We start from the raw sequence: 23337 nt of genomic DNA, 5'->3' as shown, positions 1-23337 counted from the left end.
ACGTTACTATCGCGTGAATGAAAGATGGTAACATCTAGGTATCACTGCCAACGTTGCTGATCAATGGATAGAAGCCAAAATTAACATTAATTGATAAAGTTAAGATGAAAGATAGCAATCGAGAAGAAATCCATAGTTCGTAATTATGTTAATCTTTTAGCTATCCTACTACATTTTCCTTAAAATTCTATACTAGAAGGGTGGTTCAGATGCGAAAATTAATCGCCCAAGAGTTAATGTCTCTTGATGGGTTCTTTGCCGGTTTACATGGAGAAGTGGATTGGCATCGTGTGGGTAGTAAATACGAAGCGTATGCTCAAAATTTTTTAGAATCGTTAGATATGCTTTTATTTGGAAGAATAACGTATGAACATATGGCAAGCTACTGGCCTAGCGCTACCGGAAATATCGCTCGCCTTATGAATGCTCATACGAAGATTGTATTTTCCAATACACTACAGGAAGCGACCTGGGAAAATACGAGACTTATACAACGAAATGCGGAAAACGAAATCAGCAAGTTAAAACAAGAAACTGGTAAAGATTTAGCAATATTAGGAAGTGCTGACTTCTCATCTAATATGTTAAATGCGGGATTAATTGACGAATATCACATTACCGTTGCACCAGTTGTTCTTGGAAAAGGTAAACCTTTATTCAAAGAAGTACAAGAAAGAGTCACTATGAAGCAAATACACACGCAAACACTTCAATCAGGACATGTACAGCTTTTTTATCAGGTTAAGAATAAATAGAGATTTTAAATGGAAAACATGCTATTACTATATCTTGAATGATCAAAGTAATAAGATAACCGTTAAAAAGTGTGTATGATGCGTACACACTTTTTTATAGTCTAGGAAAATGAAGGAAATGATAACATTTGCCCAAGTGGATAAAATATAGGCGTGTTGAGCTGCGTCCAGCTCTAGCGCCCTGAATCCCAGAAAACTAGGTGACTTCACAAATCGCCCTACGATAAGTCATGATCGGCTCGCAAGCTCACCGTGAGCTCTTAATATTCGTTGACTGGCTCCAGTCGCTACGTTTCTAATCGGACGCTTGCGCTTTTGTTCTGTACCATGTTTAGATAATAAAAAACTTCAGAAACTAAATCATAACAAAAATGAGGTGGTAGCTTGTTTTCTTATACGATGCCAATACAAACAGCGTTTATCATGTTTTTAGTTTTAGGTTTTTTACTTATCATTCCATGGTTAATTTATTGCTATAGAAAATATGGCTATTTAAGCATTTGGACATCTATTATCGTTTATTCCTTTATTTTTTATATGCTCTCAGCCTTGTTTCTAGTTTTATTGCCACTTCCAAGCACTCGAGATACCTGTGCATTTCAAGCACCGGATACCGTTTATTATTCCATTATTCCCTTTTATTTTGTTTGGGATATCGTACATGGCAGTGCGGTAATTTGGTCACAGCCAGCAACCTATATACAAATTATCAAGGAAAGTGCGTTCTTACAAGCTGTTTTCAATTTTTTATTATTGCTTCCGCTTGGTGTCTATATAAGATATTATTTTCAAGAAAGGTACTATTGGAAACGTGCTCTCCTAATTGGTTTTACAACATCATTATTTTTCGAAGTTACGCAACTAACGGGTATTTACGGACTGTATACATGCCCTTATCGCATTTTTGATGTCGATGATCTTCTATTGAATAGTAGTGGTGCGCTTTTTGGTTTTCTTATCGGACCTGTAATTCTTGCTTTATTTCCGTCAAAGAAAAAGGTGTTAGCCAAAAAAGATAAAATACTTCGTAAAGACATCGTCTTACCTATTCCGCAGTTACTTGCTATATTTATTGATTTTCTATTAGTCCATATTAGTTGGGAAATTTTAACTGGTTTCTTTCTAACAGACCATCTAATAGAAGTCATTTATAAAACGTTGGCCTTTTTTGTGGTATTTTTTGTTGTACCCGTCTTTTGGAAAGGAAAAACAATTGGTACAACCGTGATGCGATATCGACTCATAGATAAGAAGAAGAGATATCCTGCTTGGCCGCTACTACTCAAGCGATTTATAGCACTCTATATACCATGGGTTATTTATCAGGGTTTAAAGGCTGTATCCCTGATTAACTTAGATATGGAATCTGCTTTCTATTATTATCATGTATGGATTAGCCTTGCTGCTTTCTTTTTCATGTTAATACTGTGGTTAGTTCTCTTTTGCCATATTCTAATGGTTGTTTTAAAGAAGGGAAAGCGCCTTTTTTACTTTGATGATGTTGCCGATGTAACACCAACAAAAAAACAAGAAATTTAAAAAGAGGCTGAGACAAAAGAATGAAGAAACAATGAAGAACGAGCGATAATTAGTTGAAATTAATTATCGCTCGTTTTTAGAAAAATTAAATTAGCACCTGAAATAAGCGAGACTCCGGCGGGAACAGCACCAGTCCGAAGATCCACACTTGGTAACGTGTTTTTCTTTACCAAGTTAGCTGTGGCCGTGCTCGGAAAGCGCGTATATGTTCAGGGTGCGGCGATGATACTCCTATTGATAACATAATTATTCGTATTTTGAGTAAAGAAGTTGTGTTTTGTTCCAGCCTCTTTTTCATCTGAAGAAGTAAAGGTTTGGATATCTAATTTTAATAACGAACTGATATCATAAAGGGAAACTTCCTTTTTTACAATATCAAATAAGGATAAAAGTTATGAAGTAAAAAAATCAAATGTCATGAAGAGAGTGGAAAGTTTGATAACATGTTAGTAAGAGTCTAAGTCAGAAAGGGGAAGTGAATAATGAGTCAATCATTTGAAAAAAAGCTAGACCTTATTATTATCATTGGTTTAATCATAACTCTACCATTGCTTTCATTGGATCAGCAAGAACATTTCTTGCAAATTTATTTATTTACCATTCTGTTTATTATTACATACATTATCCGGAATTTTATTTTTCATGTTGATTTACATTCTCTTAAAGGAGGAATCCTACTTTTTATCCAATTATTCATCGCTTTAGCTATTAATATTTATGACAATTCCTTCATTTCAGAAATATATTTACTAGTGCTAGTTGGTGAAGCAGCGATGCATCGAACAAAGCAATTTAGCATACCATTTACTTTTCTTGCGTACACATTCTTTGTTATAGGTAGATTTATTAATTATCCATCGTTTGAATCGTTACATTTTATTATCCCAAAAAGCTTAGAGTTTGTTTCATTTTTTGCACTTAGTTACTTAGCAAAAATTATAGTCAATCAAAAACAGCAATTAGCAAAGGCGTACGAGAGTATAAAAAAAGCTGCTTTGTCATTAGAGGAAAACACGCTATTTGCAGAAAGGACCAGAATTTCTAGAGAAATCCATGATACAATTGGACATACATTAACAACAACAATCCTGGGTGTTAAGGCCAGTAACAAATTGATAGATCATGACAAGAAAAAAGCAAAGCAACTGTTAAATGACATTCAAATTCAACTTCAAAATGGTTTAAATGATGTGCGAAAATCAGTAAAACTGTTAAATAATCAGCAGTCTTTCATTGAATTTCTACCAAGTATAACTTCATTACTAGAAGATACTATTGATCAAACTGGTATTACTATTGATTATCATATCGATGCCCCTAACCTACACATCAGCCCTAAACAAGAACTAGTAATTTATCGTGCTCTCCAGGAAGGTTTGACGAATGGTATTCGTCATGGCCTAAGTACGCATTTTGAATTCTTGCTATATAAAGAAGATTCCAACACAATTTTTAAGTTAATAGATAATGGAAGAGGTTTTGATATAAAACAAGCAACTCTAGGTTTTGGATTAATCTCTATGCAAGAAAGAGTGCGAGAATTAAAAGGAGAATGGTTAATTACATCACTTCCTAATAATGGTGGTACAGAATTAATGATTAGTCTCCCATCCATATCTCAATCTCAAAAATATGAAAACAAAAAATTGGGGTGATAAAGTGAAGCCTATTCATATTTTAATTGCTGACGATCAACCTATCTTTTGTGATGGACTTGCTGCTATTTTAGAAATTAATGACAATTTCCGAGTTATTGCAAAAGCTTACAATGGAAAAGAAGCGGTGGAAAAAGCAAAAGAATATCAGCCGGATATCGTGCTAATGGATATTAGAATGCCAAATAAGGGCGGACTTATTGCTACAAAAGAAATCAAACAAACCTATCCACATATAATTATCGTAATGCTAACAACATTTTCTAATGATGCGTACATTTTACAAGCAATTAAAAATGGTGCGAATGGTTATTTACTTAAAGATTCAGAGACTGATCAAATAATAAGATCCATTCGTGATAGCTTATCTGGTCAAATGATTATTCCTTCATCTGTACATTCCGTTTTAGTCGATCACTTAAATAATAATGATTATGACAAATCAACAGACTACCTATATTATCAATTAGCAGACAAAAATTTAGAATTCACTAAAACAGAATACCACATTTTGAAACTACTAATCTCCGGCAAAAAGAATAAGGAGATTGCGCAAGAATTATACTTATCCGTAGGTACTGTTAAAAATTATATTAGCCAAATTTATAAAAAGTTAGATGTACGTACGCGGACAGAAGCAATTTTATTACTAAAAGAATTATAATTAGTGCTTCATATTGTTGGATAATGAATGTTTGCGTAGAAACTGTCTGATCTCATCTTTCGTAATTCCGATATTCCTTGCAGTGATAATCAGCCAAAGCCATTCTATATCAAGATTTTCTCGCTTCTTTAACTGTTTCATTTTTTTAACTATCCTCCTCCGTTGTTCCTACTGATGTTTATTAGTTTAAAGAACAGGGAGGAGGTGTGGAAGATAACTATAGTCATGATTTTAGTCATAAAAGTCATTATTTAAAGAAGAAGAGCGAATATAGTAATATATGTCGGAATACTAGATTATGCGAACGATATTACTTAGAAATTTGGTACACTTCAATAATATTGACCTAAAAAAGTCAAGCTCCTATACATCAAGACTTAACTCCAGTCAGACGAGGTGAAAAGATCAGATGTATTTAAACTACTTAATAGATTGACAATAATGTAATTAAAAGTAATTCATAAAGAACTAGTGACATTATTATCGGGGTGTAAGGGTCATATCCGTATTGACGATTTGAATTATCTATACTAAGGTATAAATGCCTCTTATCACAGCTAACAATAGTCCCTTCATAAACTTCTCCATCTATCGTTTGCACCCTAACTATCTTATTAACATGAAACCTGCATAAATTGTGTATTTGCTCACGAATCGATTGTAGGTGGGGGACAATGTTGGGGTCACCTCTATACAGAACTTGCATTTGTTGTTTATTACTAGGGGCTAGAAAGCTCAATGTTATACCTCCTCATTTATCTAAAATATTCCCTTTCATTGTATGCCTGCAACTATCAAGTAGTGAAAACGACTAATTTTAGACATTTTTTAAGACCATGGAATGGATAGACGTGTAAATGCTAGCGCTATAAATTATTGGGCCATCTTGTTATTTATGTAAAGCTTAGTTCTTTAAGTATCAATCGAGTTAAAAAACTTGACAAAAAAGTTTAATTGTGCTATAATTTACTTTTATGAAATAAAATTATATAATAGAGTTCTCTTGGCCAAGGGAACTCTATTTTTTTGTTCAAAATAAAGGAGTGTATTTGTATGAAGCAAGGTGAGTCAAGTTTAACTTCATTAATATCAGCGTTTGGCAGATCCTATCATAGTCAGTTTGATACCCCTAAAATCTTTAACGATTATATAGCTAAAGAGTTAATTTCGCAGGAAGAATTTAATAATATCAAAGAAAATATGGTACAAGGTATAGACTTCTTCAGCCATGATATCGCAAAAAAGTTTAAAGGGGATACAGAAGAAATATTAAAATGGATTACACAGGTTCAACTATCTCCAACACCCCTGGCTCGTGCCAGGTATTGTGAAAAGGTATTACTTAATGAAGCTATGTTAGAGTTAGAACAATACGTGATACTTGGTGCAGGTTTAGATACGTTTTGTTTTCGACATCCAGAACTAGAAAACACCTTAGAAATATTTGAAGTTGATTTTTCTACTACACAGGAATTTAAGAAAAAAAGACTGGATGAAGCTGGTTTTAAAGTTCCAAGTAATCTACATTTTGTTTCTATGGATTTTACCAAAGCATTCTCCGATCAACAACTAAGAAAGGAAGGGTTTGATACTAAAAAAACTTTCTTTAGTCTTTTAGGTGTTTCTTATTATTTAACGAAAGAACAAATTTCAAATTTAATAAATAATTTATTCGCCAAAGTCCCGTCAGGAAGTTCCATAGTTTTTGATTATGCTGACGAAAAACTCTTTGAAGAAAAAGGCATCTTTAATAGGGTCGAAAATATGGTGAAAATCGCTGCAGCAAGTGGTGAACCAATGAAGTCATGTTTTTCTTATGATGAAATTGTGGGGATGTTAGAAAAATCCGGTTTACTTATTAATGAACATTTAGCACCCGATACAATTAATGAACTTTATTTTAACGATCGAAAAGACTATCTATCAGCCTTTGAAACCATTCATTACATGCATGCTATAAAAAAATAAAGCATATAAAAAGATACTTAATACCAGTTAAAAGAAGGTACCTATAAAGTGACTAAATACCTCTCAAGCAAGCTTTTCCTGGGAAAATTCCTGTTTAATGGATATTTCCTGCCTTGCTTTTTCGAGAGCTACCTAAATAAAGGAATTTTCACCTTGGTATAGTTGCAAAGGTAAAGCTTTGACCCTGTTTTTATTACACAAAATGAGTTAAGAATTAAATAATAAGATATAAGCTATTCCTGCCACATCTGTACTTATAAACCAACGACGTTATTAAGACCTGGATATCTTCTTTATCGAAATCCCATATTAGCCTCTAGAAAAAAACTATATGACTAAAACACAACCTGAAGGTAATTCTTAACTTAGGTAAAAAAATCAAACCTTTTAACGGGTCTATAGGGGGGAGCGTCTATGAATTTATCTGATATTTTGAATTTCCAATTATTATCCAAGTCCAACTCAGTGATGGAACTACTCAGTTTAAATGAAAAAACTAAAGAACAAGGCTTGGTTCTCACACCAGATGATATAAAAACATTAGTTGTGTTCAGGAATAAAGTACTTCGTGACTATGCGAGAGTTGAGCTGGGCATTGAAGTGCTACAGGAGTTAATTAAGGTATTTTCTTCTTCCCCTTATATGGAAAAGGATCATTATGTTGATACACTTAATGAGCTCCAGGAGATTTTTTATTATCTTAGAAATGAATCAGAAGATAAGGCGGAGGACATAAAACTTATTATGAAGATGAACGATTATTTTAATGGATCCTGCGCAGGATCTGTAGAGCTATTAAGAAGTAAAATGGAAGAACTTGCAGAGAATTTCAAAAAGGACATGATGTGTCTTGATTCTTTATTGGAAGGTGATGAATCAGCGTGGGATTAGATAACACACAAGATTGTTCTCGCTCAGTTTCCAATATTATTATCGATCGATCTCGATTAAAACGAAATAACTATATACTGTCTCTTCTGCAGGAAGGTCAGCGGGTGGGAGCGATTACCAGTAAGAAGGCTTATCAGATACAGGGTGAGATTATGCAGGTTCTGCAACAATTGATACGAAAGTATACTCAAGGGAAAAGTACGTCGGTGACATCGGAAACTGCGGAAGATATCATGGTATCTCTGATATACGCTATGGATGTATATGTCCTTCATTTTAACAACCCTGAAGAAGCTATTGTTCACTTAAATTTTGAGAGCATAAAGGATATACATGCTAAAGGTGTTGAATTACTTCGCCAATACTATGAGGACGCAAAGCAACTGTATCAAGAAATGAAAAAGATAAGATTAGCTGTGCCAGTGGATGCCTATAATATGACCATTGATGAATCATTACCTGTATTTATGAAACAGTATAATATTATTTTTGGGGCGCAAAATACAATGGCTAGTATTGACTATCCTTTAGCCATTGATGATATGCGACTTCAGGGTGTTATTTATATTAAACAATATTTAGAACGACTACGAATAGAGACAAAGTTCTGCCAATTTTTTAGTCATCAGGATTTAATGTATGTCTTAACGAATTTTGGGAAGATATACCACTTTAATTATCACGTAGAGCTATTTAACATATTTGAATTAATGGTAAACAATGCTGTTTTTTCACTTCTAGCTGGTAAGAAAGCCAGTCAAGTTAGAATCTCTGAAACTCAATATAAACAGTTAAACCGCATGTTAATAGCCTGTTGTGTAGATCAAAGATCTAAGTTGATTCATGAATCGATCGATCAGTTACAAAAAGAGCTACAAACGGATCAAGCACTTACCCATTATATTGATCTGTACCGTAATGAATTGGTTCAAAGGGTAAATAACGCAGCTAAAATCGGTAGTTTCGAGATAATGATTATTAGAGAAATCGAAGAGCACAAAAAACCAATGGTCTTAATGTTGAATGAGAATAATCGAATGAGTGATATTCAAATGCGGAATTTAGTAGATCGCATCACTGGAAGTGACAACACAGAAAAAAAAGTACAACTAATTCGAAGGTATTTTGTTTCACTGCATGATTACCTAGATTTACTAAATTTAGGATGTCTGTTTGCTGATGAATATGATGCGCTTTTTGATACCTTAGGTGATGTCGAACTAGCTATTTTAGCCAAAATCGTATTTTACGAGAAATTACGGGGGGATATTCGAGGTTTTCGATTCGTTGTTGCTGACGGTGTTGAAGCAGAGAGCGAGTGGGAAATGCATTATATTGGATTTATGCAGCAGTTGGATGGTGAGCGGATCGAAGCTGTTGAGCATCTTATCTACGATATTGATTATGAAGATCTATCATTTTATTGAGTAAAACCTATAGAATGAGGATGATTGTATAGACAGATACATCTAATCTTATTTTTGGAAGTTAATCTATATCAGTTATTCTCTTTATTTAAAACAGCTTGGCTATCATTAAATTTAATCTTTATGTATAAAATATATATTTCATAAAGTGTACATTCAATCAGTGGGGGTTTTATTTATCCCCCACTAATTGGTAGCACCAAAAGTGGATGACTCAAAGGCCTTTGAACCCATCAGACATTTCCTTGCAGTCGATCCCTCACTTACCAATAGTTTGAAGACGAGGTATTATTGCCAATTATCTATGAGGTAACATATTTCATGTTGAAAAGAATAATGAGACATTTTTGCAATTTATTTTTTCAATAGTCATGGTAATAGATTGTCATAAGTTAATGCTGGGGACAACATACTATTTTTGTAAGCATAGCATTAAGTGCGCAATGTTTAACAAAGCAACTAACAAACAAGTATGAGCGTTTTCATAAGGACTTGATGATATTGTGTAAATGGCAATATTTTTCTATATTTAAAAGTACATCTATAGATTTGGAAGAAGCGAAATCAAATGATATTCGTATAGGCTAGACATTTTAAGTTCTGTAATTTGGCTAAATGAAGGGAAAAGAAATAAGATTATATTTTTAGCAAATTAGAAGAAATCTGTAGTCATCATCTGCGTTAAACTGAAGAAAACAAAAAAGGGAGCAGATTATATGAAAAAAACGCAAAAGGATTTGCAACTACCACCTATTGTTTCACGAGATGAATGGCTTATCGCTCGTAAGGAATTGCTGGCAAAGGAGAAGGAGTTCACTATAGCGCGGGATGGACTGAATGCTATGCGTCGCCAACTCCCAATGGTAGAGATTAATAAGGATTATGTCTTTGATAGCCCGCATGGTAAAACAAGTCTGCTTGATCTGTTTGAAGGACGTCCGCAACTGATTGTGCAGCACTTCATGTTCGACCCTGATTGGGAGGCAGGTTGTCCTGCTTGCTCTCTCGCTACGGACAACGTCGGTCATCTGTCTCACCTACATGCACGAAACACGTCACTGGCTATGATATCCCGTGCTCCACTCTCAAAGATCCAACATTATAAGAAGCGTATGGGGTGGGACATTCCTTGGTACTCATCCTTTAATAGTGACTTTAATTATGATTTCCATGCTACATTAGACGAATCTGTGACTCCAATTGAATACAACTATTTGACTAAAGAAGAGCTTATGGAAAAGGGCGTACCCCTCGATTCTGAACAGTCCATGGAAGTTCCTGGTTTCAGTTCCTTTCTTCGCAATGGTGATAGAATTTTTCACACGTATACCACTTATGCCCGTGGAACTGACATATTAATTGGAACCTTCAACTACCTCGATTTAACAGCTCTTGGTAGGCAAGAGGATTGGGAAGAGCCATCTGGACGCAGTGATGGCAATGGGAAGACATGGCTTCGTCGTCATGACGAATATGAACACTCTTTGGAAATGAATGCTTGTTGTCCTTCAAAAAAGAAAGATCTATAATCCATGTAGTTCATCTATGTATATGAATAGTAGTTAACAGAGGAAGCGATAGATTTGGCTTGATAAGAGAGGTAGCTTGTTTTGCCTCAACGCAACGGGTTATGAGAAAAACAGAAACATCGGAGTTAAAATATATGATGGCCCAATAGATCACGTGTGATATATACGTATTTATCTCAAATGTTTTTAGATTACGGATGTCTCCGTTTTTGCACATTAGCTATAGGTAAGCAAAATGCTGTAATAATAAAATATGTAGAACACCTAAGCGACTTTTGAAGGAGTTACTCTACCAAAATGTCGCTTTTTTGGTGTGTCTAAATTTTGGAGTAGGGAGAGTGAAATTATAACATTATATACGCATATCAATTTACGGAGATACAAACAAAGTAAAGGGCTGGGTATGCAGAGAATCATTACCCAAATTTAGATGTGCAGTTAGATAAAGAGGAAATTCAAATATCCGTTTTATCTGTGCTTTTGAATAAAGCTATATAACTAGGACTAAAAATAAAATAGAAAATTTATTGCTAAATGTCATCATAGCCACTGTTTGTAATCCTCTACTGACGAATGTCTCACCTTATATTACAAAAGCAGGAGGATTTTTATGATTGGTTTTGATCGTTTATGATTGACTATGACTGAAAATGATTGTATTATTTATGTAAGCGATTAATTCATGAATAGAGGGATACTTATAATGTTAACGATCGAACGTCAAGAGCTAATCATTGGACTGTTGAAAGCGAAAGAGATCGTGTCTGTTCGTCAGATTTGCGAGTCAACAGGGGCATCTGAATCAACCATACGTCGTGATCTAACTGAATTAGAAAATAAACAATTGATCAAAAGGGTGCACGGCGGTGCTTCTCTGTTAAAGAAGAAGCTAGAAGAACCAACACTTTTAGAAAAGACAGCACAATTTCAAATAGAAAAAGAGGCGATCGCGAGTAAAGCTGCCACTTTTATTGAGGATGGAGATTCTATTTACCTAGATGCAGGCACCTCCACCATGCAAATGATTCCTTTGCTACAAGGTAAGTCAGTTGTCGTTGTCACAAACGGAATCCCACATGTACAGCTCCTTATTGAGTATGGAATCGAAACATATGTCATTTCAGGAAAGGCAAAAAAAGGGACGGCTGCCTTGATTGGAACAAAAGCGGTTGATGCCATCAAGGAATTTCGTTTTGACAAATGCTTTCTCGGTATAAATGGTATTCATGCAAGTCAAGGATTCACCACACCAGATCCTGAGGAAGCAAATGTTAAACAAGCCGCAATCAAGCAATCACAAGCAAGCTTTATATTAGCAGATCCAACAAAATTCGGAGAAGTATCCTTTGCAAGTGTAGCAAATATTGAAAACGCCACTATCATCACAACAGATGGGATATCAACAGAACAACATGAAAAGATTGCAAAATTAACAACTTTAGAGGTGGTGTCACAATGATTTATACCATAACCTTGAACCCTGCCGTTGACTATGTTGTAAAACTTGAATTAGTGGAGCAAGGAACAATTAATAGAAGTCAGGATGATTACAAAGAAGCAGGCGGAAAAGGTATTAACGTATCCCGTGTATTAAATCGCTTAGGAACAACAAGCACGGCTTTGGGCTTTGTTGGCGGTTTTACTGGAAAATTCATTACAGATTATTTGGAAGAAGTTGACATCGCCCATGATTTTGTCTCCTTACAAGAAGACACAAGAATTAATATAAAGCTAAAAGCTGGTAATGAAGAGACAGAGATAAACGGAAAATCACCTACCATCACAGAAAAAAACTACAACTCGTTTGTAAACAAGCTACGAGGCTTAACAACCGAAGATATTGTTGTGCTAGCAGGTAGCTTGCCAACCTTTCTTCCTGATGATACCTACCATTCCATCATAACAATGCTGAACGCACAAGGTGTTTCGGTCATTTTAGATACAAGTGGATTGGCTTTAGAGCAAGCTATCAAAGCAAGCCCAGCATTTATTAAGCCGAATAACTATGAACTTGCAGAGCTATTTTCAGAAAAAGCGGAAACAGATCAGGACATTGTTAGACTTGCGAAGAGATTACATGAAGAAAACCGAATTGATCATGTATTCGTATCAATGGCAAAAGAAGGGGCTATTTATGTAGGGGAAGCTGGAACCTTTAAGCTAAGTGCTCCAAAAGGACAAGCCATTCACTCTGTTGGTGCAGGGGACTCATCTGTAGCAGGCTTCCTTTATAAATGGCAGCAAACCACTAATGCTGTTGAAGCGGCTAGATACGCTGTTGCTTCAGGAAGTGCCACGGCATTTTCTAAGACATTGTGTACAAAGGATGAGGTCGAGAAACTATTAGCCGAGGTTCATGTAACAGCAATATAGAAAGAAACATCATCGAGAAGGGATGAGGTCTATGAATATCACAGAATTATTAAAGCAAGATATTATGATTTTGGAAGTGAAAGCAAACTCAAAAGAGGATGTTATTCAAGCAATGGCTGATCGCTTAGGTCAAGCAGGAAGACTGAATGACAAAGAAGCATATATCGAAGCAATATGGAATAGAGAAAAACAAAGTAGTACAGGGATTGGAGAGGGTGTTGCGATACCTCATGCCAAAACGAGTGCCGTGAAGACACCCGCTATTGCCTTTGCTCGTTCGAGAGCAGGAGTAGAATTTGATTCATTAGATGCTCAGCCTGCCCACTTATTCTTTATGATTGCGGCAAGTGAAGGAGCAAATAATGATCATCTGCAAACATTATCCAGATTATCCACTTTATTAATGGATGAAGATTTCCGTAAAAGGTTAATGGAAGTGGAAACGGAGGAACAAATCATCAACATTATTGATGCGAAGGAAAAAGAAAAGCTAGGGAAAGAAGAAGAGGCTACTTCAACAAGCGGTCCTGAAATCCTTGCTGTAACGGGGTGTCCAACAGGAATTGCTCATACGTTTATGGCAGCAGATGCTTTAAAGGATAAAGCGGAAGAGCTTGGCGTTTCGATAAAGGTGGAAACGAATGGCTCTGATGGTGTGCAAAATCGTTTAACAGAAGAAGATATTGCAAATGCGAAAGCAATTATCGTTGCCGCAGATACAAAGGTAGAATTGGAGCGTTTCGCCGGTAAGCAAGTGTTACAACGAGGAGTAACGGACGGTATCCGTAAACCGGAAGAATTAATTAACATGGCACGGAAAGGTGATGCACCTGTCTATCAAGGTGATAGAAATAACTCCAGTACTAGCTCTGGCGGAACAGGAAAAGGCTTCTATAAACATTTAATGAATGGTGTATCCAACATGCTTCCATTCGTTGTTGGTGGAGGGGTATTAATCGCTATTTCCTTCTTTTTTGGTATTCATTCTGCGGAACCAGACCACGCTACGTATAACGAGTTTGCCGCTGCATTAAAAGCAATAGGTGGCGATTATGCCTTTGGATTAATGGTAGCAGTACTAGCAGGTTTTATTGGAATGAGTATTGCAGATAGACCAGGTTTTGCCCCAGCTATGATTGGTGGTTTCATGGCCTCCATGGGTGGTGCAGGTTTTCTTGGTGGCTTAATTGCCGGTTTCTTAGGTGGTTATGTGGTTGTTCTAGTGAAGAAGCTGCTTGCGGGTTTACCGAAATCCTTTGATGGTATAAAAACGATTCTGTTTTATCCTGTTATCAGTGTTTTTGTTACAGGCTTACTCATGTATTTCGTTATCATTGAGCCAATTGCTTGGATTATGTCTGGGTTAGAAGGCTGGCTAGGAAGTATGTCCGGTGTGAACGCCATGCTATTAGGGCTTATTCTCGGTGGTATGATGGCCGTTGATATGGGAGGCCCTATTAACAAAACAGCTTTTACATTTGGAATCGCCATGATTGAAGCAGGAAACTTCGGCCCACATGCTGCAGTAATGGCTGGAGGTATGGTTCCTCCTCTAGCGTTAGCACTTGCGACAACCTTCTTCCGCAATAAATTCACACAGGAAGAACGAGATGCAGGGAAAACAAACTATGCCCTAGGTGCTTTCTTTATTACAGAAGGTGCAATTCCTTTCGCTGCGGCAGATCCAGGAAGAGTGATTCCTTCCCTTGTGGTAGGATCCTCGATCGCAGGTGGTTTAGCTTTACTGTTTGGGGTCGGTCTACCAGCACCTCATGGTGGTATATTCGTTATTCCGACAGTAGAAGGTAGCTGGCTACTGTATCTTGTAGCAATTGCAATAGGATCTATTGTCTCAGCATTAATGATTGGATTATGGAAAAAACCTTTGAATAAAAGTTAGGGAAGAAGCTGAGACATAGCCAAATTAAGCATCTCAAAACGATAAATTCTATTAAATAGTTATCTAGCTTTAAAGCGTTGGGTAACCCACTTTTCATCTAAACACGATCCAGAATTATAAACTTCCTTCTGTCAAAATAGACAGCGGAAATAAAAATTGTGCTTAGGCGGCCTTTACTCTTTATTCCAAGGGGTTTAAGGCCGTTTATTTGTTATACTATAATTGACAACATACCTACAAGGGTATAATATAAGTTTAATAGATGATAATTACTCATTGAAACATGGGAACGATTGAATGATAGCGATCATTGGAGAATTAGAATAAAACGTATTGTAGGAAAGTTAAGAAGAATTTTAAGGAAATAAAGGCTGCAAATCAGTTATTAAGCAATTATTGCATCAAGAAATTCCCCCTTTTGATGGTTTCATTATTATCTCCAATGTAGTTGAATGTGTTTAAGATGCTGACAAACTGGTAAAAGCACTGGAACCTTAGAAAAAAATCTCTAAAAGGCAGATAAACTACTGGTATTATCCCTCTTGGGTAGACATGAAAAAAGAGCGAATAGTATTATATTCTTAATAGTCTTTCTGGAGTGAGTAGTTCCCGTGCTACATAATTAGTTAAAATCCTTAAAGTGATCGATATGATTGAAGAAGACGTCTTATAATTTTTTTTGATAAAATAATACCCCATATAGTATTACAAGAATTTCTCAGTTCCGTACTTTAATAGATAAGGAGTGGTATTATGGCAAAGAAAATTTTAATAGTAGGAGGAGTAGCTGGAGGAGCCTCAGTTGCTGCAAGACTAAGACGATTAGACGAGAGTGCAGAAATTATTATGTTTGAGAAAGGTCCACATATATCCTTTTCTAACTGTTCTTTACCTTATTATATAAGTGGCATTATTGAAGATAGCGAATCATTGGTATTATCAAGTCCAAAAACCTTTAAAGACCGCTATAATATCGAAGCAAGAGTTAATAATGAAGTCGTCGAGATTAAGCGTGATAAGAAATTGATTATAGTCAAAGATACAACAACTGATCACACCTACGAAGAACATTATGATAAGCTTGTTCTTTCTCCAGGTGCAGCACCTATTCGGCCAAATACAATAGAGGGAAGTAACCAGTTGAACGTATTTACGGTTCGAAATGTAGTAGATATCCAACGGCTTAATGCTTATGTGAAAGAAAATGATCTAAAAGATGTTGCCGTAATAGGTGGGGGTTTTATTGGAGTTGAAATAGCAGAAAATCTTCATTTAGCTGGTATCCATGTTTCCGTAATAGAATTTGCTAATCAAATCATGACACCATATGACTATGATATGGCACAAATCCTTCACAAGGAAATGGTGGATCATGGTATAAATTTAATAGTCAATGATGGATTAGCTAAAATTGGTAATAATTTTATCGAAACGCAATCTGGTAAACAAATCGATGCACAAGCAGTGGTATTAGCAATTGGCGTAAGGCCAGAAACAAAACTAGCGGAAAATGCTGGTCTTGCAATTGGTGAAACTGGTGCTATAAAAGTAGACCATAATTATTTAACAAGTGATACAAATATTTATGCAGTTGGAGATGCTATTGAAGTGTATCATCGATTATTGCATAAACCAACACGTCTTGCTTTAGCAGGACCTGCCCAAAAACAAGCAAGAGCTGTAGCAGATCATATTTGCGGTATAATAAATCGAAACTTAGGTGTGATAGGATCGTCCTCCATTCATTTGTTTGATCTAAATGCAGCAGCAACGGGATTAAACGTAAGAACAGCAGAAGATGCTGGGTTTAGCTATGATTCTGTTTATATCATGCCAGGTGACAAAGTAGATTTAATGCCCAACAGCAATGTTATGCACTTTAAGCTAGTATATGAAACACCAACAGGCAAAATTCTTGGGGCGCAAGCGATTGGTAAAGGGAACGTTGATAAACGAATCGATGTTATTGCAACGATGATTACTTTAAATGGAACATTAGATGATCTAAAAGATCTAGAATTGACTTATTCTCCAATGTTAGGCACAGCTAAGGATGTTGTAAATCATGCGGCACTAGTGGCACTAAATCAATTAAATGGAAAATATCGTGAAGTAAAAGTCTCTCAAGTTCGCGAACTAGTGGAGAATAGTGCATTCATTATTGATGCTCGTGAAAAAAATGAATATAATGCTGGCCATTTAAAAAATGCGATCAATATTCCATTAAGTGAATTTAGAAATAGGCTTGATGAAATTCCACAAGATAAACCAGTTTATGTTCATTGTCGCTCAGGTCAACGTAGTTATAACATGGTAATGGCCTTACAAAACTTTGGTTTTACTAACGTATTTAATATATCCGGCTCCTATCTTGGTATTAATTTATATGAATATTTTAATGATCTCGTAACAGGCAGAGAGAAAATCGTAACAAAATATAACTTTAAATAAACGTAATTTGTTGACATGGTGTTATTTTCCCATTCTCTTGAAAAGATTCGTTGGTCTATTTTCGTATAAATTTAGTAAATATTAAATACGATAAAATAATGAATGTCGATATATTCTATAAAGCAGATTCTTAACTACTTAGCTTCCTCATGGAGGCTTTTTTATTTACTAGTCTGAAAAGATGATCTGTCATTATACTCCATATTATATTATCAGTTGCAAAAATGTTAATTTTCTGATTATAAAGAGGTTTATACACTTTTAAAAAGAAATATATAAACGTACGAAAAAAATACATTATAAAGGAGATCATTTATGTTTACAAAAAAACTAGTAACTGGTTATGTTATTTCAGTGGATGGTAACTATCTTGTTGTTGCAAATACCACTACAAAAGAAGAAGCACTTTCGTATCAAGGTGATTGGTGGGAATTGGCTTCTCAAAATAAAATTTTAAGAGTTCCTATTTATGCTGGGGATCATTATCAACTAGGTGAAAAACTAAATGTTCTCTCAGCAGGTTGGACTTTCTCCATTCTATCAATTGCTGTCAGGAAGCCGATTTCTATTCAAATCGGCTTCTAATAATTAGTGCGACACAGACTCTGACATGTGTCAAGTTGTATACCGTACATACTATTTGTCATATATTTAAACGCATATTTTTTCTGTAAATGGAAGGTGAGATATAGTGTTAACTGAATTACAAAAAAAGTTTTTCTCAAAATTACAAATTACACCAAAAGAAAATGTGAAATTTGAAGATTTACATACCATTATTTTACAAATAGTAAATTTATTTCCTTATGAATACAGAAAAAGGAACGCATGTATTAGAAATGAAAAAAGGGAAGAATGGGGAAACCTCGCATTTTCTCGATTCAGACCTTACTGACACCTGGTCTATTGGTTATGCTTTTTATTTAAACGCGATTAATGACAAAAAAGTGAATTATATACAAAATATGGTAATATAGCATCCTGAATCGCCAGTAAATAAGGGGAGTATTATTTGCAAATTAATTGATCACGGTCATATTGCACTTACTAAGCAAAGTTTTACAGAAATCTTGCATGGAAAGAAATCTAAAAAGAAATAACAGAGCAACAATATCATCAAATACTTAAAAATAAATTTAATATTTTGTTAGACACGTAATTTTTGATACAAGAAAGATGCCAATTGTACAGTTTACGATATGCAGAGGAGCAAATACAATTAGTAAATCGAAGATCTACGGCCGTAAATAAAGGATGTGCAATAGGAAATATATTAAAGAAAAAAGATGTTCAAATAGATTATGTGTGACAATTTGAAGTACGGAATTATACATGAACGACTTGCATGAGCAAACTCCAATTGTAATGAAAGAGAAGTTTCTTTTTTATATTTAGTTCATTTGAAAATTCTAGTTTACATAATATATATTATAGGAAGTCAAAGATAAAATTTATTTTCCATCTCATAAACTAAGTATTGTTAAGATAGTGAGATATTAAATAAAATCGCTATGAGATCCAATAGCGATTTTATTCAGTTTCTAACTCAATTTAATTTAGATGGATCAATTTGTTTTAATGGCTGTTTTGCTGGCCCATCGATCACTTCTCCTGAATAGGAAAATCTGGAACCATGGCAAGGACAATCCCACGTGCGCTCAGCAGAATTCCATTCAACCTCACAGCCTAAATGCGTGCATGTTGTATCAACAGCATGCAAATTATTTTCAGTATCTTTATATACACCCGTACGATTTCCATTAATTCGTGTTACAGTTGCTTGGTCTCTAGCCAATTCAATCGAATTATTTCTAGTATTATCAAGCTTTCCCTGAATCATATGCTTTGCTACATCTGCATTCATTTGTGCGAATTTTCGAATGGATGGATCTGCTTTAAACCTTAACGGTGTAAATAATTCGTGATATGGACTTGACTGCTTCAAGATGTAATCGCTAATTATTTTTGCAGCAACCGTACCATTAGTCATCCCCCACTTACGAAATCCGGTTGCAACAAAAACCGCGTCTTCTGATTTTTTAATAGGCCCTATATAAGGAACTTTGTCTAAGGTAGTTATATCCTGTGCCGACCATCGATATTTTATCTGATCCACATGAAAATATTCGTTAGCAAACGTTTGCAATGCTTTAAAATGACTACGTGTTGATTTTCCTTGTCCAGTTTTATGATTTTCGCCACTAATTAGCCATAGGTCTTCCCCATTCCACTTGGTTGATCGTACCGATCTTGTTGGTGACTCCGCATTAATATACATCCCACCTGGAAACGGTTTATTTGATTGTATAGCCAGTATATAAGCTCGTTCCGTATACATTCTAGCAAAATAAAAGCTATTTCGGTCATAAAAAGGGAAATGAGATGCACAAATAACCTGTTTACACTTGATCCGATGTCCCCTTTTAGTCACGATAGATGGATATTTATTATATTCAACATCGATAGCTGTCGTATGTTCATAAAATTGTACGCCAAGCTCCTTACACGCATGAACCATCTTATTTAAATATTTTAATGGATGAAATTGCGCCTGATTTTTCATTTGCAGAACAGACTTAATTGGAATGTCTAGTGGCATTTCCTTTGACCATTCATGTTCGATATTTAACTGGTCATACGCCTGCTTTTCTTTCTCTAAATCCAACTTCCATTGATCAGAATTTGTATATATATAAGCATCTTCTTTTTTGTAATCACAATCAATATCCAGCTGTTTTATCGTATCTTCAATAAATTGTTTAGCCTCCATCATAGCTTTATAATACAATTTAGCCTTATCAAAACCAAAATGCTTGATTAATTCATCATAAATTAATCCGTGTTGAGCAGTAATTTTAGCAGTAGTATGACCAGTTGTGCCATTTACGATTACATCTGCATCAATTAGTGTTACGTTGATGTTTTGCTTTGCTAAAATATATGCAGCAGTAATTCCGGTAATGCCGCCACCAACAATTCCAACATCTGTATGTACAGATGATTCTAACGTTGGAAAGCTCGGTAATGATGTTTCTCTCCAAAACGAATGTGATTCAGGAGGCATCTGTGTTTTCGTCAATATTCCCACTCCTATTGCTTAGTTATCTATAGTATTAACCTACCTACTCCTTTTTATTTAACTCTATTCAGTTAATGATGATATAATTAAGTGTATAATTTTCATGTAAGGATAAATGTTACGTGAGGTGATGATATTGAGGACACATGCTATCATAAGTGGACGAGTACAAGGAGTGGGTTTTCGATATACCGCTAAACAAAAAGCTGATGAATTAGGAATAACTGGTTGGATAAGGAATAATGAGGATGGTACGGTCGAATTAGATGCTGAAGGTGACCCGGATCAAGTAGATCAGTTTATTCAAGCATTAAAAAACGGATTAACACCTGTTATTCGCGTTGAGCAGATTGATCAGACGTCAACGCATAAAAATTATGGTTATAGAAACTTTTCTATTAAAAGCTAATATAGATAATCCATTTAGCAAATAATGGATACTATAACGTTTACCTGACAAGCAATTACCGTTAAAAGGGGGATTAACAGATGAAGACCCGTTCTAAAAAAACGCTTAGGACATGTAGCAATGGCCATACATACTATAAAAGCTCAGATTGTCCTAGCTGTCCTATTTGCGAGGCAGAACGAGCACCACGTACAGGATTTCTATCACGTCTTGTAGCACCAGCAAGGAGAGCACTTGAAAATGAACACATTACTACACTAGAAACACTTTCTGATTATACGGAGCGCGAAATTCTAAAGCTACATGGCATAGGTCCAAGCAGTATACCTATACTTAAACGTGCATTAGAGGAAGCAGGCTTGTATTTCAAGGATTCATGATATGTCAATTGAAAACAAGCCGTCCTACAAATACATAGGATACGGCTTGTTCATTATTGTTCTTCAAAAAACTTACGATTTAATGCAATATATTCATTTTCTTCTTCTGGTACTTCATCTTCCATGTAAATGGCCTCAACAGGACAAACAGCTTCACAAGCTCCACAATCAATGCAAATATCTGGATCGATAAAGAACATGTCTTTTCCCTCTTCTATACAATCAACAGGACAAACTTCTACGCATTCTCCTGCTTTTTCATCTTTACAAGGTGATGTAATAATAAATGCCAAGTTTCTCTCCTCCTTCTTCCGATCAGTAAACTCATTACAAAATAGCTTATGATATAATTGTTATTATAACGCATATAAGTTGAAAAATAAAAGTAATATTGTTGAATTTCCTATGGATTATTCCATCATTCTACACATTTTTCACTAATATAAACATAGGATTTAGTATTCGTTCTATTAGGGAGAGAATACAATGGAAATTACTGTTCGCCAAGGGGATACTTTATGGTATTACAGCCAGCTTTTTGGTATTCCGTTACCACTAGTCGAAGATTCAAATCGTGGGGTAAATGCAAACCAACTCCAACCCGGCATGCAAGTATTGCTACCAGGATACCGTACGATCACTTACTCTATTCAGCCAAATGATTCATTATGGACAATAGCAATAACCAATAATATACCTGTAGATAGTATTGCTTTATTGAACCCAACGATCCAACCGATGAATTTACAGATCGGAAAAACCATTCTACTTCCAGAGAAAGTTAGATCCGCGATTATTACAGATTTAAACAAGTATACGTATGAAAAGTTTCAACAGGATTTACATAACTTACAAGCTATTTATCCGTTTATGTTTCAACAATCCATTGGGAAGTCTGTAATGGGAAAGGAAATTGTAGAGTTGCAAATTGGAAGAGGTTCAAACGACGTTCATTTAAACGGCTCCTTCCATGGAAATGAATGGATAACTACTTCTGTTATTATGAAATTCATTAATGAGTATGCACTATCGCTAACCAATCACAATCCCATTCGTGGCAGGTTCACTCTACCTTTATACCAAACGACTCAACTATCCGTAGTGCCAATGGTAAATCCTGATGGAGTTAATCTCGTTATTAATGGAGCAAAAGCTGCAGGAGATTATGAAACAAAAGTATTAGAAATGAATCATCAAAACACTAATTTTTCAAATTGGAAAGCAAATATTAAAGGAGTGGATTTAAACAAACAATATCCTGCACGTTGGGAAACAGAAGTAGAGAGAAAACCAACTTCACCTCAACCACGAGATTTCCCAGGTTATGAACCCATGACTGAGCCGGAAGCAATAACAATGGCAGATTTGGCCAATGAAAGGAATTTCTCCATTGTCAATGCTTTACATACACAAGGTGAAGAAATTTATTGGGGGTTTGAAGGACTTGAACCTCCTGAATCTGAACAAATTGTTAATGAGTATGCACGTGTCAGTGGATACCTTCCTGTGCAATATATTGACAGTTATGCAGGCTATAGGGATTGGTTTATCCAAGAATTCAGAAAGCCTGGTTTCACAATTGAATTAGGTACGGGTGTTAATCCATTGCCGTTTGAACAATTCCCTGAGATATACGAGGAGACATTAGGAATTTTATTAGCAAACCTTTACCTATAAATCTGATTTCCAATCCACTTGTACTGGTCGGACTATTTGTCTTCCTAATTGCAATGTGTAAACATCAGGATTTTGCATTGCTTTCCATGTATCAAAACCAAAAGCTTGATCATATCGGTGAAGTAATAGAGAAAGTAGATTTCCATGACTAACAATAACAATATTACGAAAAGTTGTCGAATTCATCTGATCAATCACTTCATGCGCACGCTCAATTGCATCATTGGAGGACTCTCCACCAGGTAGTGAAAAATCCAACTCTTGAAACGAATGTTCCAGTACATCTAGCCAATCGTCTATTGGATCTTCACTTAATATTCGTTCTTTTAACCGCTCGTCAACATGTATTGTAAGTTGAGCTTTATTTGCAAAGGGCTTAATACTATCGACTGCTCGTAGATAAGGGCTAGAAATAATATGATCAATTTCCTCATCTAAATTCGAAAAGAATTCAGCTAGCTGATTTGCTTGTTGTAAACCATTCGTTGTTAATGGAGAGTCTCTATGTTGACCATGAGCTGAACAATGTCGCACCAAATAAATCTTTTTTTCTGTTAAATTTGCTTGTTCCATTCATTACCCTCCATTTAAAACAGAATAGTATGATAACACCAATTATCTTTAGTATACCATTTTTTAT

General features: G+C 35.4%; 19 protein-coding genes and 2 pseudogenes. 17 read left to right on the top strand and 4 right to left on the bottom strand.

The window, feature by feature from the left end; all coding sequences use genetic code 11:
• Positions 1 to 209 precede the first annotated feature (209 nt).
• The 4 genes from D9782_RS15350 (at position 210) to D9782_RS15335 (ending at position 4613) form a co-directional block, all read left to right on the top strand.
• On the top strand, positions 210 to 755 hold the full coding sequence (locus D9782_RS15350) for a dihydrofolate reductase family protein (protein ID WP_121605126.1): 546 nt from the start codon (positions 210 to 212) through the stop codon (positions 753 to 755).
• A gap of 399 nt (positions 756 to 1154) precedes the next feature.
• On the top strand, positions 1155 to 2294 hold the full coding sequence (locus D9782_RS15345; RefSeq protein WP_080668715.1) for a VanZ family protein: 1140 nt from the start codon (positions 1155 to 1157) through the stop codon (positions 2292 to 2294).
• 482 nt (positions 2295 to 2776) lie between these two features.
• Positions 2777 to 3949 carry a sensor histidine kinase gene (locus D9782_RS15340; RefSeq protein WP_121605125.1) on the top strand — a complete coding sequence of 391 codons (1173 nt, stop codon included), beginning with the start codon at positions 2777 to 2779 and terminating at the stop codon, positions 3947 to 3949.
• Positions 3927 to 4613: a response regulator transcription factor gene (locus D9782_RS15335; protein ID WP_121605124.1), complete on the top strand. Its 687-nt coding sequence runs from the start codon at positions 3927 to 3929 to the stop codon at positions 4611 to 4613. The genes D9782_RS15340 and D9782_RS15335 overlap by 23 nt, the downstream gene beginning before the upstream one ends.
• Here the strand turns inward: D9782_RS15335 and D9782_RS15330 are convergent, their stop codons facing one another.
• Positions 4614 to 4754: an anti-repressor SinI family protein gene (locus D9782_RS15330; protein WP_080668711.1), complete on the bottom strand. Its 141-nt coding sequence runs from the start codon at positions 4752 to 4754 to the stop codon at positions 4614 to 4616. It lies immediately after the preceding gene.
• A gap of 912 nt (positions 4755 to 5666) precedes the next feature.
• On the opposite strand from D9782_RS15330, the gene D9782_RS15320 reads away from it, so the two are divergent.
• The 10 genes and pseudogenes from D9782_RS15320 to D9782_RS15275 all read left to right on the top strand — a co-directional run.
• Positions 5667 to 6581 carry a class I SAM-dependent methyltransferase gene (locus D9782_RS15320; RefSeq protein ID WP_121605123.1) on the top strand — a complete coding sequence of 305 codons (915 nt, stop codon included), beginning with the start codon at positions 5667 to 5669 and terminating at the stop codon, positions 6579 to 6581.
• A 414-nt stretch (positions 6582 to 6995) separates the two neighbouring features.
• On the top strand, positions 6996 to 7472 hold the full coding sequence (locus D9782_RS15315) for a DUF6323 family protein (RefSeq protein ID WP_121605122.1): 477 nt from the start codon (positions 6996 to 6998) through the stop codon (positions 7470 to 7472).
• Positions 7463 to 8899 carry a DUF6179 domain-containing protein gene (locus tag D9782_RS15310; RefSeq protein ID WP_121605121.1) on the top strand — a complete coding sequence of 479 codons (1437 nt, stop codon included), beginning with the start codon at positions 7463 to 7465 and terminating at the stop codon, positions 8897 to 8899. Before D9782_RS15315 ends, D9782_RS15310 begins: the two co-directional genes overlap by 10 nt.
• Positions 8900 to 9615: 716 nt before the next feature.
• Entirely contained in the window at positions 9616 to 10428 is an 813-nt protein-coding gene (locus tag D9782_RS15305; RefSeq protein WP_121605120.1) for a DUF899 domain-containing protein, read from the top strand.
• A 703-nt stretch (positions 10429 to 11131) separates the two neighbouring features.
• Entirely contained in the window at positions 11132 to 11887 is a 756-nt protein-coding gene (locus D9782_RS15300) for a DeoR/GlpR family DNA-binding transcription regulator (protein WP_026681971.1), read from the top strand.
• Complete coding sequence (gene pfkB / locus D9782_RS15295) at positions 11884 to 12801, top strand: 1-phosphofructokinase (RefSeq protein ID WP_121605119.1); 918 nt, start codon at positions 11884 to 11886, stop codon at positions 12799 to 12801. Before D9782_RS15300 ends, pfkB begins: the two co-directional genes overlap by 4 nt.
• A 31-nt stretch (positions 12802 to 12832) precedes the next feature.
• Positions 12833 to 14701 carry a PTS fructose transporter subunit IIABC gene (locus D9782_RS15290; protein ID WP_026681969.1) on the top strand — a complete coding sequence of 623 codons (1869 nt, stop codon included), beginning with the start codon at positions 12833 to 12835 and terminating at the stop codon, positions 14699 to 14701.
• A 753-nt stretch (positions 14702 to 15454) separates the two neighbouring features.
• A complete protein-coding gene (locus D9782_RS15285; RefSeq protein WP_121605118.1) occupies positions 15455 to 17152 on the top strand; it encodes an FAD-dependent oxidoreductase in 1698 nt (565 codons plus the stop codon).
• 336 nt (positions 17153 to 17488) lie between these two features.
• Positions 17489 to 17737 (top strand): annotated as a pseudogene (locus D9782_RS15280) (DUF3221 domain-containing protein); the annotation flags it as partial.
• Positions 17738 to 17961: 224 nt separating this feature from the next.
• A pseudogene (locus D9782_RS15275) lies at positions 17962 to 18311 on the top strand (arylamine N-acetyltransferase); the annotation flags it as partial.
• A 387-nt stretch (positions 18312 to 18698) separates the two neighbouring features.
• Here the strand turns inward: D9782_RS15275 and D9782_RS15270 are convergent.
• Positions 18699 to 20231 carry an FAD-dependent oxidoreductase gene (locus D9782_RS15270; protein WP_318279833.1) on the bottom strand — a complete coding sequence of 511 codons (1533 nt, stop codon included), beginning with the start codon at positions 20229 to 20231 and terminating at the stop codon, positions 18699 to 18701.
• Positions 20232 to 20346: 115 nt separating this feature from the next.
• Here D9782_RS15270 and D9782_RS15265 point away from each other — a divergent pair, with 115 nt between their 5' ends.
• Positions 20347 to 20640, top strand: a complete 294-nt coding sequence (locus D9782_RS15265; protein WP_226983514.1) for an acylphosphatase — start codon at positions 20347 to 20349, stop codon at positions 20638 to 20640.
• 80 nt (positions 20641 to 20720) lie between these two features.
• Entirely contained in the window at positions 20721 to 21020 is a 300-nt protein-coding gene (locus D9782_RS15260) for an RNA polymerase alpha subunit C-terminal domain-containing protein (RefSeq protein WP_121605117.1), read from the top strand.
• 53 nt (positions 21021 to 21073) lie between these two features.
• Here the strand turns inward: D9782_RS15260 and D9782_RS15255 are convergent, their stop codons facing one another.
• Positions 21074 to 21313 (bottom strand): ferredoxin family protein, encoded by a 240-nt coding sequence (locus tag D9782_RS15255; protein WP_021291327.1) that lies wholly within the window; start codon positions 21311 to 21313, stop codon positions 21074 to 21076.
• A 193-nt stretch (positions 21314 to 21506) separates the two neighbouring features.
• Between D9782_RS15255 and D9782_RS15250 the strand changes: the two genes are divergently transcribed.
• The gene (locus D9782_RS15250) at positions 21507 to 22697 is read left to right on the top strand and encodes a M14 family metallopeptidase (RefSeq protein ID WP_121605116.1); all 1191 of its coding nucleotides are present in this window, start codon (positions 21507 to 21509) and stop codon (positions 22695 to 22697) included.
• Here D9782_RS15250 and D9782_RS15245 read toward each other — a convergent pair.
• The gene (locus tag D9782_RS15245) at positions 22692 to 23270 is read right to left on the bottom strand and encodes a histidine phosphatase family protein (RefSeq protein WP_121605115.1); all 579 of its coding nucleotides are present in this window, start codon (positions 23268 to 23270) and stop codon (positions 22692 to 22694) included. The genes D9782_RS15250 and D9782_RS15245 overlap by 6 nt on opposite strands.
• Positions 23271 to 23337: the final 67 nt, after the last annotated feature.

The sequence above is a fragment of the Virgibacillus sp. Bac332 genome (assembly GCF_003667785.1).
In the GTDB taxonomy this organism is placed as follows: Bacteria; Bacillota; Bacilli; order Bacillales; family Amphibacillaceae; genus Virgibacillus; species Virgibacillus salarius.
This window is presented reverse-complemented; position numbering and strand designations above follow the sequence as displayed.

Bases quoted from the DNA above. Each gene is read 5' to 3' on its own strand.
- D9782_RS15330 (WP_080668711.1), bottom strand. From the start codon at position 4,754: ATGAAACAGTTAAAGAAGCGAGAAAATCTTGATATAGAATGGCTTTGG.
- pfkB (WP_121605119.1), top strand. From the start codon at position 11,884: ATGATTTATACCATAACCTTGAACCCTGCCGTTGACTATGTTGTAAAA.
- D9782_RS15340 (WP_121605125.1), top strand. From the start codon at position 2,777: ATGAGTCAATCATTTGAAAAAAAGCTAGACCTTATTATTATCATTGGT.
- D9782_RS15285 (WP_121605118.1), top strand. From the start codon at position 15,455: ATGGCAAAGAAAATTTTAATAGTAGGAGGAGTAGCTGGAGGAGCCTCA.
- D9782_RS15290 (WP_026681969.1), top strand. From the start codon at position 12,833: ATGAATATCACAGAATTATTAAAGCAAGATATTATGATTTTGGAAGTG.
- D9782_RS15300 (WP_026681971.1), top strand. From the start codon at position 11,132: ATGTTAACGATCGAACGTCAAGAGCTAATCATTGGACTGTTGAAAGCG.
- D9782_RS15345 (WP_080668715.1), top strand. From the start codon at position 1,155: ATGCCAATACAAACAGCGTTTATCATGTTTTTAGTTTTAGGTTTTTTA.
- D9782_RS15335 (WP_121605124.1), top strand. From the start codon at position 3,927: ATGAAAACAAAAAATTGGGGTGATAAAGTGAAGCCTATTCATATTTTA.
- D9782_RS15260 (WP_121605117.1), top strand. From the start codon at position 20,721: ATGAAGACCCGTTCTAAAAAAACGCTTAGGACATGTAGCAATGGCCAT.
- D9782_RS15320 (WP_121605123.1), top strand. From the start codon at position 5,667: ATGAAGCAAGGTGAGTCAAGTTTAACTTCATTAATATCAGCGTTTGGC.
- D9782_RS15265 (WP_226983514.1), top strand. From the start codon at position 20,347: ATGTTACGTGAGGTGATGATATTGAGGACACATGCTATCATAAGTGGA.
- D9782_RS15250 (WP_121605116.1), top strand. From the start codon at position 21,507: ATGGAAATTACTGTTCGCCAAGGGGATACTTTATGGTATTACAGCCAG.
- D9782_RS15245 (WP_121605115.1), bottom strand. From the start codon at position 23,270: ATGGAACAAGCAAATTTAACAGAAAAAAAGATTTATTTGGTGCGACAT.
- D9782_RS15305 (WP_121605120.1), top strand. From the start codon at position 9,616: ATGAAAAAAACGCAAAAGGATTTGCAACTACCACCTATTGTTTCACGA.
- D9782_RS15350 (WP_121605126.1), top strand. From the start codon at position 210: ATGCGAAAATTAATCGCCCAAGAGTTAATGTCTCTTGATGGGTTCTTT.
- D9782_RS15315 (WP_121605122.1), top strand. From the start codon at position 6,996: ATGAATTTATCTGATATTTTGAATTTCCAATTATTATCCAAGTCCAAC.